Consider the following 17,999-nt stretch of genomic DNA (forward strand, 5'->3'; position numbering starts at 1 on the left):
GAATGTGGCAAAAGTCATCCAGCTGTCAGATGAACTTTCAAATAAAATTGCGGCGGGCGAGGTTGTGGAACGGCCCGCCTCAGTCGTGAAGGAATTGGTGGAAAATGCCATCGATGCTGACAGCACAGTCATTGAAATCGACATTGAGGAAGCCGGTCTTGCATCCATTCGTGTTCTGGATAATGGAGAAGGAATGGAAAATGATGATTGCAAGCGTGCCTTCCGCCGCCACGCAACAAGTAAAATAAAAGATGAAAATGATTTATTCAGAGTGAGAACGCTTGGATTCAGGGGAGAGGCACTGCCGAGTATTGCGTCAGTCTCCCATCTTGAGATTACGACAAGCACGGGAGAAGGAGCGGGGACGAAGCTCATGCTTCAAGGCGGAAACATCATTTCTGAATCGCGTTCCTCAAGCAGGAAGGGAACGGAAATTGTCGTGTCCAATCTGTTTTTTAATACACCAGCCCGCTTGAAATATATGAAAACCGTTCATACAGAGCTTGGGAATATTACGGATGTGGTCAATCGGATTGCGCTGGCACATCCAGAGGTATCGATCCGCCTTCGCCATCATGGAAAAAACCTTCTCCAAACGAACGGAAATGGAGATGTGCGCCATGTCCTTGCCGCGATTTACGGTACGGCTGTCGCTAAAAAAATGCTGCCGCTTCATTTCAGCTCACTGGATTTTGAAGTAAAGGGATATATCGCGCTGCCAGAGATTACGCGGGCATCGAGAAATTACATGTCGTCTGTCATTAATGGCCGTTATATTAAAAATTTCCCGCTTGTCAAGGCTGTGCACGAAGGATATCACACACTTCTGCCAATCGGGCGCCATCCGATCACTTTTATAGAAATCACCATGGACCCGATTTTAGTCGATGTCAACGTGCACCCTTCGAAGCTTGAGGTGCGGATCAGCAAGGAAACAGAGCTGCACGACTTAATTCGTGACGGCATAAAAGATGTATTTAAACAGCAGCAGCTGATACCGAGCGCACAGCTTCCGAAAAAGTCAGCACCTGTGATGAAAAATGAGCAGCAGTTCATAACCTTTGATGAAAAGCCTGCTGAAAGAAAAATACCGGAAAAAGCGCCTGTGCCTTCGTATTCACCAATGAAACTCAGCTCAGTTGTCAAAGAACCAGTTGAGATAGAAGACGAATTGCCTTCAGAGCAGCTTGAAACTCATTCTGTGGCTGAAACGAAACAAAGGATGGAAGAGCCTGCTGTTTCAGAAGAATGGCCTGAAGCATTCGAACAGGAGCCCGCTCAGGAACAGCAGCAGACATCATCTGAACGTGTTCCGATCATGTACCCGATCGGCCAGATGCATGGGACCTATATATTGGCGCAGAACGAAAACGGCTTATATATTATCGACCAGCATGCAGCCCAAGAGCGTATTAAATACGAATACTTCCGTGAAAAGGTCGGGGAGATTGAACCTGAGGTGCAGGACATGATCGTGCCGCTCACGTTCCATTATTCGACGAACGAGGCACTCATTATCGAACAGCATCAACAAGAACTCGAAAGCGTAGGTGTCTTTTTAGAGTCTTTCGGCTCGAACAGTTACATCGTCCGCTGCCACCCAGCTTGGTTTCCAAAAGGAGAAGAAGCCGAGCTGATAGAAGAAATCATTCAGCAGGTGCTCGATTCGAAAAACATTGATATCAAAAAACTGCGCGAAGAAGCGGCGATTATGATGAGCTGCAAAGGCTCCATCAAAGCAAACCGCCACCTCAGAAACGACGAGATCAAAGCGCTTCTGGACGATCTCCGAAGCACATCAGACCCATTTACATGCCCGCACGGCCGTCCGATTATGATTCATCATTCCACGTATGAGATGGAAAAGATGTTTAAGCGTGTGATGTAGCGGGGGTTGGCGAAGGGGAATATACCCTTTGCCCATATTTTTTCTATGCATTTTTCAAGCATTGAGATATTCTTCGAATTGATCAATGCTTTTTTTTATTGTGTTATGTAAGCAACATCAGCAGCCATATTAACTGTAGTATGGTCAAAGTCGTATTTAAGGTCTTCACCACTTTCTAACAGCAGGATTGCATGAGTATGCCTTAGACGCCTGCGGACACTGATCACTGTACAGAGAAATCTGTGCTTTGGTTTGTGTCCGTTTATTATTTGAACGGAGGGACGGCATGAAGAAGAGCAAGAAAAATTCCAATAAAAACGAGCTGGAGCGCTCAGAATGGTTTTGGCGGCAAATGATGGGTCCAAGATAGGCAAACATTATGGCGGGGCTTTAAGACGCAAATAAACGGGAGGGTAAAAATATGAATCAATTAACATTAAACATTCCTCAGATTGACGAAGAAGCGACTAAATTAAAAGCAGAGAAGCTGCTGGATCAATACCGGTTATATCTCTTATAGGTACCAGATGATTTTTTGCCAAAAGTTACACCTACTTACAGCATTGTTCCGCCAAGCATCACAAATGAGTTTCATTCCTCAACAGAAGAGGCAGCATTAAAGCGTCTTGATTTGGAGATTCAGCGTGACAAATTCTTAAAAAGGATTCAAAGGGCTGTTAACCGGTTTTCTCAAAGAGAACGGCAGATCATTGTCATGCTCTATATGAAGCAGGAAGAAATGTACGATTATGAAGTGTATGCAGAAATGGGTCTGAGCCAGCGAAGCTATTATCGTGTGAAAGTAAAAGCTCTCTACCGGCTGGCATTTGCTCTGAGAGAAGAAGTCTACAAGAAAGGGGCAGCTTCTTAATGAATTTTGTTCAGCCTATACGTGACCCGGAATGTATCTTCTACATCAAGAGGTTTTTAAAAGAGCAAAACATGAGGAATTACATGCTATTTGTGACCGGTATCAATTCAGGGCTCCGTATATCAGATATTCTGCAGCTGAGAGTAAGAGACGCTAAACGGCCATACTTTAATCTCATAGAGAAGAAAACGAAAAAGAAAAAGAGAATCGACATGACGCCATCTCTTCAAAGAGAATTTAAGGCCTATGTCGAAGGGAAAGAGGACCATGAGTTTCTCTTTAAAAGCCGTGAAGGGATTAACAAGCCAATATCCCGGTCGATGGCATACAAGATTCTCAGGGCGGCTGCCGAGTATGTTGGTTTAGATGACATCGGCACTCATACATTGAGGAAAACATTTGGCTATCACTTTTACAAACAAACAAAGGACGTTGCTATGCTGCAGGAGATATTTAATCACTCGGATCAACGGACAACCCTACGGTATATCGGAATTAATCAAGACGCAATGAACAACGCCATGAAGAAATTTAAAATATAACCCGGCTCATCCAAAACAACAAGGATAGGCCTTTTTCTTTGCATTTTCCGTCAATTCCTCAAAAATAACAGGTGTGTAATTCATTTTAGAGATATTGGTTAAAAACAGAGAGGACAAGGGGTTGGCTCAGTTCGACGAGTTGCACAGTATAAAACATATGGGTAATTCGTGGATTTTGTGGATAATTCAGAGTATAATAAAAGTTAATAAATATAGAAATATATGGGGGTGAAATTATGGACAGCAATTGGAGAGAGGAATTTGCAGAAAGATATGAGCGTTATTCGACTTGGAAGACTCTTGATTCCAAAGAAAAAGTTAAGAGTTTTTTCATAAAACAGTTCAACGAATTAACAGATGATCTATCCGATAAAAAACATGTTGAAATTATTACTAATTCAGATGACGTAACTTTTAGAGTTGCGAAAAGCACTTTAGATTTAATAACACACATAGACTTTATATCTATTAGAATCAACGGAGAAGCTTTTGGTGAGATAAAATTCGATAACGGGGCTCTTCTTTATACGGAGAAAGTATCATTCACTAATAGACCCAGAATAAATGATGTAGTAGTTGATCACTTGTTTAAAAAGGCTTTCTATGATTTCAAAATGTAATTTTGGCAGACAAACGGCACAAACATGGCAACATAACGGCACACCATTTTTTATTAGGTGAGTTATTATGGTAATAGGAATAAATCGACAGGCGCTTTCCCAATCGGGAGGGCGCTTTAATATTTGTAACTATAGTAGTCTTTTCTCTGATTTTGTTTAATAATAAAAGGAAGAGGAGGAAGGGTTATGAAAATTGAATATCTAAAAAAAATGATCGATAAATACTTGCAACAATTTGGAGAAGGGGGGGAATTATATCATTATACCAGTATACATGGACTCGAAGGGATAATCAGTAAGAGGGAGTTTTGGGTTTCACATTCAGACTTTTTAAATGATAAAACTGAATTGAAATATACCTTACATTTATTTAGTAAGATCTTATCTAAAAAAATGAAAGAAATTAATGTGAGTTCGTCTATTATTCAGGGTTATTTTATAGAATATTTTAAAGGTTTATTTGAACAATACCCGACATATATCTTGTCACTATCAACTAATGGAGATTCAAATTTGCTTTGGTCTAATTATTCTCATAATGAAGGATATAATATAGCTTTCGATTTCAATAATATATTAGAGGATCTCAAACCAGCTAATGAAACTGACGAAAATGTTGTAGGTGTATTTGCTTCAAAGGTTATTTATGATAGGGAAATTCATATTAAAGCAATTTCTAAAATAGTTGATGATTTGATTCCAATTGGTCTAGAAGCATTTGCTGAATTTGAAAAGGTTAAAGGACCTAGATTTTTTCACTCATTTATACCTGGAGAAACCATCAATCAAATATTTTTAACATTACAATTGTTTTCTGCCTTTTTCAAAGATCAATGTTTCCAGCAGGAAGAAGAGTATAGAGTTGTTTTTCTTGTACCCCATAAGATTAATAATTACAAGTGTAGAATATCTAATGGCGTATTCATCCCCTATATCAAAGTTGAATTCTCAGATGAGTGTATAGCGGGATTAACTGTAGGTCCAAAAAATAAAATGGACATTTCAGAGGAAGGGTTAAAAAGTTTTCTTAGTTTGCATAACTTCAATTTAGATCTACTAGGAATTAAACAATCAAAAATTCCATATAGATATTAATCAATATTATGATGTAAGGCAAATATTCAGATATATTTGGGTGTATTATTAAATTAACTGGAAACAGTTCATTAATCTTAAGATGGCCCGGTGATGTAAGAAGATAAAGTCTAATAATAAGCATCCTTAGGGGTGCTTTTTTATTTGGAGGCATAATATGCAAAGACCATTGAAACCATGCAATGAACCCGGCTGTCCTAACCTAACACGAGAGGGATATTGCGAACAGCACAAGCGAACCAAGCCCACCTATGATCAATACCGGGAGTCCGCTACCAAACGAGGGTACAACAGCAAGTGGAGGCAGGCGCGTCTTGGCTACCTGTCAAAGCATCCATTCTGTGTATCGTGCATGATGGAAGGTAGACGGGTCCCGGCAACAGTAGTCGATCATATCAAACCGCATAAAGGAGACAAGAAACTCTTTTGGTACTCAGGCAACTGGCAGCCACTATGTACGCCATGCCACAGCAGGAAGACAGCGAAGGAGGATGGAGGATTTGGGAACAGAACATCAAACATGCATGTGTGATGAATGTGGAACATTGCTCTTGGTCAAAGGATGCTCAAAGGTCAGGAAGCATGACGACGGAATCCGTGAGTATTATATCAAGTGTCCTCGGTGTCGGACTGAGTATACATCCTATTACACGGATGCCGACATAAGACGTATGCAACAGAAGGTGAAGAAACTATTTGCTCTTCGTTCCACTATGAGGAAGGAAACGGCATTTGATCTGTATACAAAGAGATTAAGAGATGAACAAAAGAAACTAGAAGCCGTAATGCTGCAGCTAAAAGAGGAAATGAGCACCCCCCACCCTAAAATCTCTGAGGGACTAACGCCGGAGACCGCGCTCCCCTCCCCATTTTGAAAAATTCCCTAAATGAAAATTCAGAAGGAGGTGAGGGAATGGCTAGACCGAGGCAACCTGTCGACTTGCTACTGGTGAAAGGGAAGAAACACCTGACACAGCAAGAGATTGAGGAGCGTCGAGCACAGGAAATAAAGGCACCAAACGACAAAGTAAAAGCTCCATCATATTTGCCAAAAGACTTAAAAAGAGAGTTTAAAAAGATAGCGGACGAGTTGAAAAACATCGGGATTATGACCAATTTAGATGTTGATGCGCTTGCCCGTTTTTTGTTTGCCCGGAAATTATATTTGCAAGTAACAGAGCAATTACTTGAACGGGGTCCGATGAAAACAGTGATTGTTAGAAAATTTGACGATGATGGGAATGTAATAGGAGAAGAAGAAAAGGTTGTTCCGAATGATGACTATTCTGAACTATTGATAAACCAAGACAAGTTGTTTAAACAATGCCGGCAAGCTTCAAGCGATTTAGGACTGACCATTTCCTCTCGCTGTAAACTCGTCATCCCGAAAAAAGATGATGGGAAACCGAAGTCAAAAGAGGAAGAACGGTTCGGGGGCCGCATGTAATGCAAGAGATTACTGCCGAAATTCTCATAGAACGGGTATGGTCATACGCTGAGAAAATCCGTTCCGGTGAAATCAAGGCAAGCAAAAAGCACAGATGGGCAGTTGAACGCTTTTTTCGAGATGTTGAACGCCTCGCAGATGATGACTGTCCTTATTATTTTGACGCTGAGGCTGTTGTCGATTTTTATGAATGGGCGCGGCAATTCAGACACGTCGAGGGGATTCTTGCCGGACAGCCGATTGAGCTTACAGACTTTCAGCTTTTTATATCGGCTAATATCTACGGTTTTTATAAAAAAGAAAACGGCGCTCGGCGATTTCGAAAAGTTTATATCCAGCTGGCCCGGAAAAATGCGAAATCACAGTTTCTTGCTTTAGTGGCGTCATACGAGATTTTTCCGACGCAAGAAAAACACCGGGTATTTATTGCAGGCTGGTCCAGAGAACAATCTGATGAGGTTTATCAAGCTATACTCGAACAGCTGCACCATGCGCCCATACTGAAAGGGAAATACTCCTCAGCCAATGGACGAGTCAAAAAATACAAGACAAACTCCATCATTCAGCCTTTATCTCGGGAAGCCCGGAAGTTAGGGGACGGGAAAAAACCATCTATTGGGATAGTGGACGAATATTATGCTCATGAAACAAGAGAAATTTATGATGTTCTTGATAGTGGTATGGTCGCCCGCCGCAGCCCGTTAATGGCTGTTATTACGACAGCCGACTTTCATATGGAAAGGCCGTGTTTCAGGGATATCAATATACAAGTAAAATCCTTGATCCAGACATTGACACGGAGAATGATGATTATTTTGTTATGAATGAGGGGCTTTCTATTACGGAGAACCTAGCTCAGATTGGCGTTAAGATTTCAGGATTTATCACGGACCGTTTGCACGTAATTGAAAACGAAGCGAAAAAAAAACGAAAAAGATGAACAGGCTGCTGGATAACCCGGCCGCTTTTTCTATAAACATAAAAGGAGACGATGAAACATGGTAAACATTATTCAAGACTTCATTCCGAAAGGAGTACCCTATGACCTTTGTATATCACGGTTCATAATACTTCGAATACTGAGAAAGGCGCAAATGCTCCGGGAACAGCAACCAGCTGACACTTCACTATGGAACAACATTTAAGATCCGAATAAAATCAAAGTTGGACAAAAGTTAAAGCATGAAGGTTCGAGCGCTTTCAGCACTAAACCAAGCAGTAAAAAAACGTCATATGCGCTGCCTTCTGGAATCTTTAAAGTAACAAGCCCGATGAGAAAAGGAGCTGACGTTACAAAGATTCAAAAAGCGCTTGCTGATCTTTATTTCTACCCGGATAAAGGGGCGAAGAATAACGGCATTGACGGAGTGTATGGTCCGAAAACAGCAAACGCGGTGAAACGGTTTCAGTCAGTAAATGGCCTTACTCCTGACGGCATTTATGGCCTAAGACTAAAGCAAAAATAAAAGCACTTTTGAAGTAATAAAAGATCCCTTGAATTTTCAAGGGACCTTTAAGGATTATAAAGTTCCAATATTCTTTTCTATTTTTTGAATAACTTGTTCGAGCCATTCTAATGGAGATATTCCGTAACTAAGAATGTCCACTCCGTCAGCAGCTTCATCGATAAAATCATTCTTTTCTTCATCCGAATAATCGCTGTTAATAAAATCTTTTAATGCTGCTATATCAGTTTCTTGCTCTTCTTTTGGAATCTCTTCTAAGTATTCGTCCAGTGCTGATTCTGGAGTTTCTATATCTTGATGAAAAATACCTCCTAGAAATTGAAATACAGGTTCAGAAATGTTTGTATCTATCATGGTATCACCTCGTTGGGTAGCCAGTTAATATAAAGCTACCATCTTTGTTCTTTTTCAATATAATTTTAGCATTAGTTAAATCAGTAATTGTATCTTCTCCCTTTGGCATTCCTCTTCCTAAAACTTCATTCCCTTTATAAGAGAGTACTAAAGGCTTTTTCACATCACTATTTAACCATTTTTCTATTTTCACTTTATTATTAGTGAGAGCACTATTAGCAACTCTTTCTGCAGTTGCTCTATCTTTAAATGATGATGAACCGGATATCTTCTTGTTACTCATTTTGCTCTTATCAAGTCTTTGAATTAGTTCTTCGTCCGTCTTCCCAACGTGTCTTTCAATAAGGTGCCCGCCTTTTGCTTCATGAGCAGCTAATCCTCCGCCAGGTGCGAGAGGGGTACTATCACCTTGTTTGACATTCCCTATACCCATGTTGTTAGAAGTTTCAGATTTCCTGAGAACACTCTCTTTTTGATCTTCAACAATCCTTTTTAATAGAGGAGTATTTTTTGCGTTATACGTATTATCGATGTCTTGGGCAATCCCGACAAGTGCAAGATCATTCTTATTTCTAACAATAGAATGAATATAGGCTGTTCCCTTTTTAATCCCATTATTCACATGAGCAGCGGCTGTTCCACCTTCAACCACTTTACCTACTTTAGAAAGTTTGGTAGTGGTTTGTACTGCGGCACCCGCACCTTTTGGTCCAACAATATTGCCGATTGCATAACTGATATAATGTGCTCTTGTGTATGCATCACCATTTATCATTTTATCATTCCATGAATCGGAGATGTTTGTCCAGATTATTTTGGGATAAGAGGGGACGCTTAAGACTGTTGTAATTGTTTTTGTGAGTTTTAGTTCCATAGGAAGCTGTGAATATTCCCAGGCTCCTACAACCAAGTCTTTGATGCCATATATCGTATCGTCAATCGTATCGTTAATCCCATCATTAACACCATCGATGATATCAAATGCTGTCTTACCGACATTGATTACACTTTCACCGACGGTCTCCAGCTGTTGTGCTTGTTCAAGCTGAACCACATACTGGAGCTGTTCAGGGGTGAGATTCTCATATCCGACCTTCTTAGCGATTTCTAAGTATTCATCCGGATCCATGACTCTGTCAGCTAGCTTCTTTTTCAATTCTTTGATTTCTCGTTCTTTCGCTTCATCTTTCTTGATCTTCAGATAGGCTTCAGTCTGTTTCTCGATATCACCTTTTTTCTTATGTATGTCACTTTCACGGTACGCCTTGGCATTGTAATGGATGGGTGTAGCATTCTTGCCTTTGCCTGTGGATTCCTCAAGCTTTTGGAAGTCCTTCTTGATGAATTGCTCGTTTGGCTCTGACTGGGCATATTCAGTAACAAGTGCTTCGTCCACGCTGCCTAATTTATCGACTGTTTTTTTGCGTTTATCCTCTGCATCAGCAAGTTCGTCTTTGAAGACCTCTGTCGAGAACAAATCAAGCGGAAGAATATCGTCGATATCATTTAAGATATCTTTCATCGCTTTCTTCTGTTCAGACATAATGGATTTTGATTTTGTATAGGCGTTAGCCAGCTCATGTTCTAAGAAGGATTCTTCTATATATGCATCAGATAAGCTGGCGTCCTCTAAAGCGCCTGAAATGCTTGTCAAGAAAGCAATTTTCATATCAATTAGATCAATCCAATTGTCAGCCACACCCGCATGATCTTGATAAAATGCTTTGATGTTATCGGCACCTTTGCCGGAAAACTCACTTTCATCTAAATCAGCTACAGCTTTGAAGGCTTTCTTTAGATTGACCATCTGACTTCTTAATTCTTTGTATTCTTTTGCACGTTTATCTGCTTCTGATAGCAGTGATTTGGCTTCAAATACTTTCATGTTCATATCCTTTCATTTAAATAGATCAACAAGATTTTACCATGGGAATATGAAGAAACAGACTGAAAGTGATACAAATGTGTGAAATGATCAATTTGATCTGTGTCATTTTACCTATCTGAATTTCTTGTTTGGGAGACTGCGATGACGCCAGACGGTTCTAGCTGAGAAAGGGCTTTTTCATGAGTGTATTTATGGACCAAAAACAAAAGATAATCTCGAGTAATGCTATGCCTATAGGAACTTTAATCTTGGTTCAAAACTTTATCGGAATCAAACTCAGATGGATTGTCTATAGTTGATGCTGGGGTTACTCAAGAAGACGAGTCTACAGACACAGCACGGACAGAAGTTAACGAAACAGTAAAGGAAATTGCTACTCAAGCGTCATATGAAGAATTAAATGTAAACGATCCACCAGTTGATAAAGTTGTTAAGATAACTGGCACAGTCGAGAGTGTAACGGATGAAGGTGTTTTGGATTCGTTTATAATTTCTCAGGAAGAAGATGGTGGAAAGTGTTTGTATCTAGTGATGAACATGAGTTACTTAACATTAACTAAGTGTGATAAGATTTCAGCTTACGGATCTGGGCAAGAAGGTGAAGACACACCGGTGATTACAGGTGTTCTAGTAGCCGATTGGGTGTTTCTTATTATCAAAGGAGAGATTATGAATAGGATACAAAATATTCGAAGTATAATTAAAGATGATTAAACAATTCATCAAAAAGATTTTATATGTATTTTTACTCGCAAATGAAAGGACCAAGAGTGAGGGCTATGCCCCTTAGCCTATGAGAATATGAACCGCCTCTGGTCTGGTTGCCCGATCCTGCCTCACCCGTAGCCGGGGCTGTGATGCACACTAGACACAGCAAGCATAAAACCGCTTGAAACAATCAATAAGCGGTTTTTTATCAGGTTATGATTTAGGCTGATGATCAAATGCTAGTTCAATCAACGCTATAAATGCTGATATGACAAAGAGTAATGCGTCCGGAATATAAATAGAATCCATAAAGTAATCTACTAAACAAATCGTTATAAAATTAGCGATGAAATAAAGGACAAATGCGAAAAGTGCTGTTTTTCTCATAGAAAGCGAATGGATCATGATCAGAGAAACGACTTTTGTTAGAGGATCTATGACCAGTCCGGCAGCAAAGCATCCCAATATAAAAAACAATAAGGTTTGATTGGAATCGTATGTGATGCCGAGGATGGTAAATAGCCCTTTTATGCCGAAGAAATAACCGCCGAAAATCACAGCGGCTGCAATTGTGATAAGGAGGCCAATGGATACAATCACTGTTATTTTTGAGCTTGGTTTTAAGTCTTTAAATGGCGTGTCATGTTCTTTCTGGCTCACGTATTACACTCCTTTATGTTAATGATTCACAATACAGCGGAACTCACCCGAATATACCGATATTAATAAAAACAGAATATGTACTCCTAGGCAAGTGCCTAATGAAAAAGCGAAAATCCGACAGGTATACTGAGAAAGCGGAGGTTTTTTCATATAAGCTCCTTATCTAGATGACTTGCATAAAGTGTAACATATATTTACAAAAGTGAAATAATCCTTTTTCTATTGAAAAAGGATTATTTAGCGAGACTAATTTTAACTTCTGAGATTTTTCGAAGCTTTCGCTTTTTTCGGCCAGATAAAATAACTGGCGGTGATCAGGCAATCAATGCCGAGAATCACTGTCCATACCTTTAAAATACTGCTCAGCGCTTCGGTTCGAGCAGCATCATCAATAAAATAAATCATTCCGGCGAGCAGCCCGGCACCAATAAGATAAGCGAGCACATGTCTGATCAAGCTTTTCGCATAATGTTTCGCATGATCCATTCCATAGCGCACAAGCGGTTTTGAGCCTTGCTTTGTTACATAATAACGGAATTTTTCATCCGCCCATTGGATCATTTGCTTGCCGAAAGCGATCGATACGCCAATGTACACTGCCGCAATCGCGTGTGCAGTAGTCGCAACGGCTCCGCGGTATAAGTCCGCGGACGTCATTATTAACAAAATCAGGTCAATGACAGGGGTTAAGGCAAAAAGAAGCAGCCCTAATTTATCTTGTTTGAATAGATAGCGTACGACAAGGCCTAACACAATTACAACCCAAAATGCTATTTCGCAGAAGACAATCATCCAAGCGACACTGTTCAATCTGTTCCCCTCTTTCCAATACAGTTGTATTATTTAATATGATTTTACCATCTGCGTTTTTATAAAACAACTGTATTATAAAAATTGCTCTCCGATTTTTTTCTTGGTAAAATAAAGACATGCCAAAACAAATTGACCATGAAAAAAGAAGAAAACACATTGCAGAAGCGACATGGCGGGTGATTTTAGAACGAGGGATGGAGGGGGCCTCAGTCAGAAACATTGCCAAGGAAGCAGGACTGTCGTTAGGTGCGCTTCGCCATTATTTTTCGACTCAGGATGAATTGCTTGTTTTTGCAATGAAACTTGTGAAAGAAAAGGTGACAGCTCGCATTAATGAAATTGCTGCCCATGATTTGCCGCCTAAAGAAAAAGTGTTACACATACTGCTTGAAATTGTCCCGACAAATGCTGAAACGATTAGAGAGATGGAGGTATGGTTTGCTTTTACTGTTTATGCGAGACATAAAGATAATATGTTTGACGCGGGACATGACGAGATTTACAAAGCAATTCGAAATCTGATTGACTACTTGGACCAGATTCATTTACTGCAAAGACATGCTGATAAAGAAATAGAAGGAGAGAGGCTGTACGCCTTAATTGATGGCTTGGCTTTACATGCGATGTTTGACCCTCGCCGTGTGAATAAAGAACGGATCAAACGTGTTATTATGCAGCATTTACAATCTATATGCGTTGATGAATCAGCCAAGAGTGAATAGGTCACTGCAAAAAGTTATTCTGAATGGACAAGTCTCCAAAAAGAATAACTTTTTTATGAGAATCAAGCGTAACTGCAAGAATGAATTGAAGAATGGAACGGCCGCATACCGTTTGGTAAAGTGGGAATGGAAGAGAGAATGAAAGAACTTCATATTGATAGGTATGGTGAAAATGGTTACTTATGCGGTACAAATGATTCCATGCAAACAAGCGCCTTTTGGGCAATTTCAAAGGCGCTGTATTCTTTCGACAAGTGAAAGTTTCTTCATTTGTTTTGTACATCAATAGTATATACCGCACGATCAGTCAGTACCTTCAATCCGCCATTTTCTTGGTGAATGTGGATATCTCCTAATAAAGGAATTTCATAAGCGTTCTGCGGAAGCGGTACGTCTCCAGCTTCAGTAAAGGTTGTTCCTTCGCCTTCCAGGACGAGTTCGTCATTTGCAACGTAGTCGTCAGGGTGGTTTGTGCTGCGTATGCCCACTTTTTGAAGGTGAAGAACAATCTGATCCAAATCTGAAATCTCGTCTTGGTTATTGGTCAGCTCGCCTTTTCTAATATCCAGCGTCTGGCCGATCCGCTCTCTCAACCATTCGGAAAGCTCAGTGTTGTTGAGTGTCATCAGTCATTCCTCCTTTTGATCTATACTGTACTATTCCCAATTGTTTTATGTTTTACACTCTGCTGGATATAGCGGCTTATGTACGCTAAAAAGACACTGCTTATCCTTTTTATAAAGAACCAGCAGTGTCCACGAAGATCATGAAATCTTATTCACCAGGAATAGCTTTCTCGGCATTGATTGCTCCGGCACCGTAAATATTCGGGTCTTCGCCTGTCCATTTATCGGCCCCATTTTTAAGCAGCTCTTTCACTTCATCCGGTGTTAGGTCTGGATTTTGCTGGAGTATTAAGGCGGCGATTCCCGCACAGATTGGCGTTGCCATTGATGTCCCTGACATTGTGAAATACTGGGACCCTACACGGCTTGATTTTTGCAGCTTATCGATATATGAATTCGGTGAGCGAAGGGAAATGATGTTTACGCCCGGCGCTACAATATCGGGCTTTTCTTTCCCGTATACAGTCGGTCCGCGGCTTGAGAAAGAAGCGACTGTATCATCTTCGCTGCTTCCTGTATTGTTATCGTCAAACGCACCGACAGTAATGACTTTTTCGCTTACACCAGGGCTTGAAATAGTCTGCTGATCAGGGCCAGAATTTCCGGCAGCCACACAGACGACAATCCCGGCGTTCCAAGCTTCTTCAACTGCTTTGACTAAAGGATCTTCTAGTTCATTGTCATAACGCAGCGCATCGCCGCCAAGGGACATGCTGATAATATCAATTGGTTCATCAGGATTGTCTTCATTATATTGAATGCACCATTCGACGCCTTCAATAATGTCCGCTAACGTGCCTGAACCTTGTTTGTTCAGCACTTTTACTCCAATTAAATTGGCTTCCGGTGCAGGGCCGCGGTAACGGCCGGAAGACGACGCGCCGCTGCTTGCGACATCACCTGCGCAGTGTGTGCCATGTCCATTATCATCATACGGCTCTGTTTTTTGGTTTACCATATCGGCAAAGCCAATAATTCTTCCCTCTAAGTCAGGGTGCGGGTAGATTCCTGTATCGACTACTGCGACTGTAACGCCTTTACCTGTTAAGGTTTGCCCGTTTCTGACGACTTCCTTTGCATGGCTTGCTTCGGCTGCTGCGTCAAGAAGCGCTTTGACTTCGCGGTTTAAATATACTTTACGGATATCGCTGCATTCAGAAAGAAGAGAATGCAATGCTGAAGGGGTAACCTCTGCGCTGCAGCAATTGATTTTGTTAAAACGTTTTTTTAGCTTGCTGCGTTTTTCTTTTTGCAAAACCTGTCCCGTCATTTGAAAGCCTGCCTCATGGCAGCCTTCCTCGAATTCTATGATGACCGACATTTTTTTTCTGTTATTTAACTTTGTTTCAAAAAACTGATGCAAAAAGCAAGGAGTCCACTTGAAGGGCTTGTAGAGCTGCAAGACGCTTTCCCGCAACGGCCAATCAAGCTTATGAGCGTTTGCTCTCACCATTTGTACCATAGAGTAGCCAAACATCGATTTTCCTCCTATTAAGAAGTTCTCTGTATACTCTATGAGTGGATCGTATGTTTGGTAAGTTTGTTTGTCCTTTAGAGGAGGCGGACAAGAGTTTGTTTTTACGAATCTTTTGAATCTGATACGAAAGAATCATGTGTACTGTTAATCATTGGGTATTGAAAAGGAACATTTGTTCGTATTATCATTTATATATATCAAACAGGAGGGAGTGATAGATCGTATGGATATTTTCTTACGCCGGTCTTTGGAAGATCAAATACCGATCTGCATTATATATATGAAGAAAGACGGCACCATAACAAAAAGAACGATTATCGTCAGGCAGAAAAGCAATACACAAATTAAAGCTTTTTGTTTTACGAACCATCAGATCAGAACGTTTTTATTAGACTCTATCCTCTCCTGTGACTTTGCGCGAACAAGGAAGCAAGAACCCCGGTTCGCAGGACTATAACAGGCTGTCGGCTTCAGCATCCCTGACAGCCTGGTTTTTAGTAAAACCTTCCTTATACCTCTATACATTTAATTACCAAGTGAGGTTGTTCCTACCTTTTTTGTTTTTCCTCTCAATCTTTTTTCACTGATATTTGTATATAACCGCTGATAAATGTGACATTCAATTGATTTTTTGAAACCGGGAACTTTTTCACTGATGATATAGTGTATACAATGGTAAGATAAAACCTATTGACTACACCTCATATAATGAACCTTGCCATTCTTGTGAAAGGAGTTTAACATGAGAAGATTTTTACTAAATGTCATATTCGTCTTAGCCATAGTCTTATTCATAAGATATGTTCATTACTCATTAGAACCTGAACCATCTAACCAGCCGGATACATATTCAAATTTCAGCAGCCTGGCAGAGAATGAGGACCCTGCCGATTATGATATTTCTTATCAAGAGAAAAAAGGGAGCAAAGTTTTAATCATGTCTCCGCACGGCGGAAGAATTGAAGGTGGAGTAAGTGAGCTTGTGCGTTATTTCAACAATGACTACTCGACTTACCTGTTTGAGGGCTTAAAGTCACAGGATAATCAAACGCTGCACATTACAAGCACCAACTTTGATGAGCCATTGGCTAAAGAGAAGATTAAGGAGCACCAGTACGTTGTCGCTTTTCACGGATATAAAGGAGAAAACAAAAATACACTTGTCGGAGGCACAGACCGTAAGCGGGCGAAAATGATTGTCAGAGCTCTTGAAAAAAGAGGGTTTTCCGCCGAATTAGCGTCCTCTCAAAGCGGCCTTGCAGGATTAAGTGCAGATAACATTAATAACCAGGGGGAAACCGGGCTGAGTATCCAGCTGGAAATCAGCCGTGAACAGAGAGAAGCCTTTTTTGATGATTTTTACTATAAAGATAGGAAATACACGAAAACCAGTGAATTCTACTCTTATGTTCGCGCGATAAAACATGTACTTGAAAAAGAATATTCCTAATAAGCAAATCAGAGGACAAAATCAAGGAAGATCAGTAGACTGAAATGGAATCCATTGAAGGAGGCAATCATATGGCAGATCATCATTTTTATTTAAAAGCGAATTGGCCGGGAAAACGTAATGATGTCGGCACAATCGAAAGCGGCAATCTCATCACGTCTATTTCCATTCCTAAAGAAATGGACGGACCGGGGGAAGGGACCAATCCGGATGAAATGCTTCTCGGGGCAGCGGCAACCTGTTATATTATTACACTTGCTGCTATGATGGAAAGAAGCGGACTGGAAAAAGAAGAACTGCAGATGGAATCAGAAGGCATAGTTGATGTGACAAGAGGGATCTTTACATACAAAAAAATCATTCACCGCCCCGCAGTAGTCCTCAGACACGATGCCTCAAAAGAAGACGTAGCGTTAGCCCACAAGCTTTGTGAAAAAGCGGAGTCTTCTTGCATGATCTCACGAGCCATTCAAGGAAACGTCGAATTGCAGCTAGAAGCTTCTGTGAAAATATCGGGGCAATCATAAAGAAGCAGACGGTCAATGACAGGCCGTCTGCTTTTTTTCTTTATTAGGGGCTTTTGACTGATTTAACAGCACAACGCCTGCAATGATGAGTGTTAGCCCACATATACCCTTCAAGCTGACAGTTTCGCCAAAAAGCAAAAAACCGACTACCGCTGTAAGCGCCGTCCCGATACCGGACCAAGTGGCGTATGCGCTTGATAAGTCTATGGTTCTTAAAGAAAAGCTTAAAAACGTGAAGGCGGACAGAAATCCGGCAGCCACTCCGATAATAGGCCAGAATTGTGTAAAGCCTTCGGAGAATTTGAGCATTGTGCTCCCAAATACCTCAGATAATATGGCAAGAGCCAAATAAAGAAATCCTCTCATATACAACACTCCCTTACTGCCAATTAAGCAGCACAACACCTGAAATTAATAGACCAATTCCAATAAGTCCTTTTATATTCAGTTTTTCTTTGAAAAATTTCGCTCCGATCACGGCCGTCAGCACCGTACCCACGCCGCTCCATGTCGCATATGAAAGGCTTAGAGGGATGCGGTTTAAGGTCAGCGACAGCATATAAAAGGCAAGGGAATAACCTATCACGACCAATGCACTCGGCTTCCACTTTTTGAAGCCGTCAGACACTTTCAGCATGGCTGCTCCGATTGATTCTGAGCATATGGCAATTGTGAGGAATAAGTATCCGATCATCATCGTAATCCCCCTCACTCAAAATATGATAAATGTAAGTTAATGAAAAGATCATCAGCTAGAAAAATATTAGTGTAAACCTATGTACGAGTCAAGAGATTCATTTTACCTCAGGTTCGGGGGATAAAAAAGACCCCTTTTATAAGGG

At 40.7% G+C, this 17,999-nt stretch carries 19 protein-coding genes and 4 pseudogenes; 15 read left to right on the top strand and 8 right to left on the bottom strand.

Going from position 1 to position 17,999, the window contains the following annotated elements:
- Positions 1 to 4 precede the first annotated feature (4 nt).
- The 10 genes and pseudogenes from mutL to HC660_RS21025 form a co-directional block, all read left to right on the top strand.
- Positions 5 to 1,888, top strand: coding sequence for a DNA mismatch repair endonuclease MutL (mutL, locus tag HC660_RS09210; protein WP_168747884.1), 1,884 nt, complete (start codon positions 5 to 7; stop codon positions 1,886 to 1,888).
- 421 nt (positions 1,889 to 2,309) lie between these two features.
- Positions 2,310 to 2,759: pseudogene (locus HC660_RS09215) on the top strand (ArpU family phage packaging/lysis transcriptional regulator).
- Complete coding sequence (locus tag HC660_RS09220; RefSeq protein ID WP_168747886.1) at positions 2,759 to 3,301, top strand: tyrosine-type recombinase/integrase; 543 nt, start codon at positions 2,759 to 2,761, stop codon at positions 3,299 to 3,301. The pseudogene HC660_RS09215 and the gene HC660_RS09220 overlap by 1 nt, the downstream one beginning before the upstream one ends.
- Positions 3,302 to 3,537: 236 nt before the next feature.
- Positions 3,538 to 3,921, top strand: a complete 384-nt coding sequence (locus HC660_RS09225) for a hypothetical protein (RefSeq protein WP_168747888.1) — start codon at positions 3,538 to 3,540, stop codon at positions 3,919 to 3,921.
- Between the two features lie 186 nt (positions 3,922 to 4,107).
- Entirely contained in the window at positions 4,108 to 5,016 is a 909-nt protein-coding gene (locus HC660_RS09230) for a DUF2971 domain-containing protein (RefSeq protein ID WP_168747889.1), read from the top strand.
- A gap of 157 nt (positions 5,017 to 5,173) precedes the next feature.
- A complete protein-coding gene (locus HC660_RS09235; RefSeq protein ID WP_168747891.1) occupies positions 5,174 to 5,548 on the top strand; it encodes an HNH endonuclease signature motif containing protein in 375 nt (124 codons plus the stop codon).
- A 381-nt stretch (positions 5,549 to 5,929) separates the two neighbouring features.
- Positions 5,930 to 6,463, top strand: a complete 534-nt coding sequence (locus HC660_RS09240; protein ID WP_017697674.1) for a phage terminase small subunit P27 family — start codon at positions 5,930 to 5,932, stop codon at positions 6,461 to 6,463.
- Positions 6,463 to 7,286 (top strand): annotated as a pseudogene (locus HC660_RS09245) (terminase large subunit domain-containing protein); the annotation flags it as partial. The gene HC660_RS09240 and the pseudogene HC660_RS09245, both read left to right, overlap by 1 nt.
- Positions 7,275 to 7,419: pseudogene (locus HC660_RS09250) on the top strand (phage holin family protein); the annotation flags it as partial. The pseudogenes HC660_RS09245 and HC660_RS09250, both read left to right, overlap by 12 nt.
- Before the next feature lie 246 nt (positions 7,420 to 7,665).
- Positions 7,666 to 7,946, top strand: a pseudogene (locus HC660_RS21025) (peptidoglycan-binding domain-containing protein); the annotation flags it as partial.
- Positions 7,947 to 7,983: 37 nt separating this feature from the next.
- Here the strand turns inward: HC660_RS21025 and HC660_RS09260 are convergent.
- Positions 7,984 to 8,283 (bottom strand): contact-dependent growth inhibition system immunity protein, encoded by a 300-nt coding sequence (locus HC660_RS09260; RefSeq protein WP_168747892.1) that lies wholly within the window; start codon positions 8,281 to 8,283, stop codon positions 7,984 to 7,986.
- A 4-nt stretch (positions 8,284 to 8,287) separates the two neighbouring features.
- Entirely contained in the window at positions 8,288 to 10,168 is a 1,881-nt protein-coding gene (locus HC660_RS09265; protein WP_168747893.1) for a ribonuclease YeeF family protein, read from the bottom strand.
- A 288-nt stretch (positions 10,169 to 10,456) separates the two neighbouring features.
- On the opposite strand from HC660_RS09265, the gene HC660_RS09270 reads away from it, so the two are divergent.
- Positions 10,457 to 10,885 carry a hypothetical protein gene (locus HC660_RS09270; protein WP_168747894.1) on the top strand — a complete coding sequence of 143 codons (429 nt, stop codon included), beginning with the start codon at positions 10,457 to 10,459 and terminating at the stop codon, positions 10,883 to 10,885.
- Positions 10,886 to 11,092: 207 nt separating this feature from the next.
- Here the strand turns inward: HC660_RS09270 and HC660_RS09275 are convergent, their stop codons facing one another.
- Together HC660_RS09275 and HC660_RS09280 are read right to left on the bottom strand one after the other, a co-directional pair.
- A complete protein-coding gene (locus HC660_RS09275; RefSeq protein ID WP_168747895.1) occupies positions 11,093 to 11,539 on the bottom strand; it encodes a YrvL family regulatory protein in 447 nt (148 codons plus the stop codon).
- Between the two features lie 255 nt (positions 11,540 to 11,794).
- Positions 11,795 to 12,352: a hypothetical protein gene (locus tag HC660_RS09280; protein ID WP_168747896.1), complete on the bottom strand. Its 558-nt coding sequence runs from the start codon at positions 12,350 to 12,352 to the stop codon at positions 11,795 to 11,797.
- A 119-nt stretch (positions 12,353 to 12,471) separates the two neighbouring features.
- Here HC660_RS09280 and HC660_RS09285 point away from each other — a divergent pair, with 119 nt between their 5' ends.
- Complete coding sequence (locus HC660_RS09285) at positions 12,472 to 13,077, top strand: TetR/AcrR family transcriptional regulator (protein ID WP_168747897.1); 606 nt, start codon at positions 12,472 to 12,474, stop codon at positions 13,075 to 13,077.
- A gap of 266 nt (positions 13,078 to 13,343) precedes the next feature.
- Here the strand turns inward: HC660_RS09285 and ymzB are convergent, their stop codons facing one another.
- Both ymzB and HC660_RS09295 read right to left on the bottom strand, forming a co-directional pair.
- Positions 13,344 to 13,703, bottom strand: a complete 360-nt coding sequence (gene ymzB, locus HC660_RS09290) for a protein YmzB (protein WP_010334324.1) — start codon at positions 13,701 to 13,703, stop codon at positions 13,344 to 13,346.
- A gap of 148 nt (positions 13,704 to 13,851) precedes the next feature.
- Positions 13,852 to 15,180, bottom strand: a complete 1,329-nt coding sequence (locus HC660_RS09295) for a serine protease AprX (protein WP_168747898.1) — start codon at positions 15,178 to 15,180, stop codon at positions 13,852 to 13,854.
- A gap of 223 nt (positions 15,181 to 15,403) precedes the next feature.
- On the opposite strand from HC660_RS09295, the gene HC660_RS21030 reads away from it, so the two are divergent.
- From HC660_RS21030 to HC660_RS09310, 3 genes are all read left to right on the top strand, one after another.
- Entirely contained in the window at positions 15,404 to 15,637 is a 234-nt protein-coding gene (locus tag HC660_RS21030; RefSeq protein WP_168747899.1) for a WYL domain-containing protein, read from the top strand.
- 285 nt (positions 15,638 to 15,922) lie between these two features.
- Positions 15,923 to 16,630 carry a poly-gamma-glutamate hydrolase family protein gene (locus tag HC660_RS09305; protein ID WP_010334326.1) on the top strand — a complete coding sequence of 236 codons (708 nt, stop codon included), beginning with the start codon at positions 15,923 to 15,925 and terminating at the stop codon, positions 16,628 to 16,630.
- Positions 16,631 to 16,701: 71 nt separating this feature from the next.
- On the top strand, positions 16,702 to 17,157 hold the full coding sequence (locus tag HC660_RS09310; protein ID WP_168747900.1) for an OsmC family protein: 456 nt from the start codon (positions 16,702 to 16,704) through the stop codon (positions 17,155 to 17,157).
- 12 nt (positions 17,158 to 17,169) lie between these two features.
- On the opposite strand, the gene erbB is transcribed toward HC660_RS09310, so the two are convergent.
- On the bottom strand, positions 17,170 to 17,523 hold the full coding sequence (erbB, locus tag HC660_RS09315) for an SMR family multidrug efflux transporter EbrB (protein ID WP_168747902.1): 354 nt from the start codon (positions 17,521 to 17,523) through the stop codon (positions 17,170 to 17,172).
- A gap of 13 nt (positions 17,524 to 17,536) precedes the next feature.
- A complete protein-coding gene (gene ebrA / locus HC660_RS09320; RefSeq protein WP_168747904.1) occupies positions 17,537 to 17,854 on the bottom strand; it encodes a multidrug efflux SMR transporter subunit EbrA in 318 nt (105 codons plus the stop codon).
- Positions 17,855 to 17,999: the final 145 nt, after the last annotated feature.

It is taken from the genome of Bacillus mojavensis (genome assembly GCF_012648005.1).
GTDB lineage: Bacteria > Bacillota > Bacilli > Bacillales > Bacillaceae > Bacillus > Bacillus mojavensis.

What these genes read in the sequence shown, in the direction of transcription:
- HC660_RS09220 (WP_168747886.1), top strand. Translation starts at nt 2,759, where the DNA reads ATGAATTTTGTTCAGCCTATACGTGACCCGGAATGTATCTTCTACATC.
- HC660_RS09225 (WP_168747888.1), top strand. Translation starts at nt 3,538, where the DNA reads ATGGACAGCAATTGGAGAGAGGAATTTGCAGAAAGATATGAGCGTTAT.
- HC660_RS09230 (WP_168747889.1), top strand. Translation starts at nt 4,108, where the DNA reads ATGAAAATTGAATATCTAAAAAAAATGATCGATAAATACTTGCAACAA.
- HC660_RS09235 (WP_168747891.1), top strand. Translation starts at nt 5,174, where the DNA reads ATGCAAAGACCATTGAAACCATGCAATGAACCCGGCTGTCCTAACCTA.
- HC660_RS09240 (WP_017697674.1), top strand. Translation starts at nt 5,930, where the DNA reads ATGGCTAGACCGAGGCAACCTGTCGACTTGCTACTGGTGAAAGGGAAG.
- HC660_RS09260 (WP_168747892.1), bottom strand. Translation starts at nt 8,283, where the DNA reads ATGATAGATACAAACATTTCTGAACCTGTATTTCAATTTCTAGGAGGT.
- HC660_RS09265 (WP_168747893.1), bottom strand. Translation starts at nt 10,168, where the DNA reads ATGAAAGTATTTGAAGCCAAATCACTGCTATCAGAAGCAGATAAACGT.
- HC660_RS09285 (WP_168747897.1), top strand. Translation starts at nt 12,472, where the DNA reads ATGCCAAAACAAATTGACCATGAAAAAAGAAGAAAACACATTGCAGAA.
- ymzB (WP_010334324.1), bottom strand. Translation starts at nt 13,703, where the DNA reads ATGACACTCAACAACACTGAGCTTTCCGAATGGTTGAGAGAGCGGATC.
- HC660_RS09295 (WP_168747898.1), bottom strand. Translation starts at nt 15,180, where the DNA reads ATGTTTGGCTACTCTATGGTACAAATGGTGAGAGCAAACGCTCATAAG.
- HC660_RS21030 (WP_168747899.1), top strand. Translation starts at nt 15,404, where the DNA reads ATGGATATTTTCTTACGCCGGTCTTTGGAAGATCAAATACCGATCTGC.
- HC660_RS09305 (WP_010334326.1), top strand. Translation starts at nt 15,923, where the DNA reads ATGAGAAGATTTTTACTAAATGTCATATTCGTCTTAGCCATAGTCTTA.
- HC660_RS09310 (WP_168747900.1), top strand. Translation starts at nt 16,702, where the DNA reads ATGGCAGATCATCATTTTTATTTAAAAGCGAATTGGCCGGGAAAACGT.
- erbB (WP_168747902.1), bottom strand. Translation starts at nt 17,523, where the DNA reads ATGAGAGGATTTCTTTATTTGGCTCTTGCCATATTATCTGAGGTATTT.
- ebrA (WP_168747904.1), bottom strand. Translation starts at nt 17,854, where the DNA reads ATGATGATCGGATACTTATTCCTCACAATTGCCATATGCTCAGAATCA.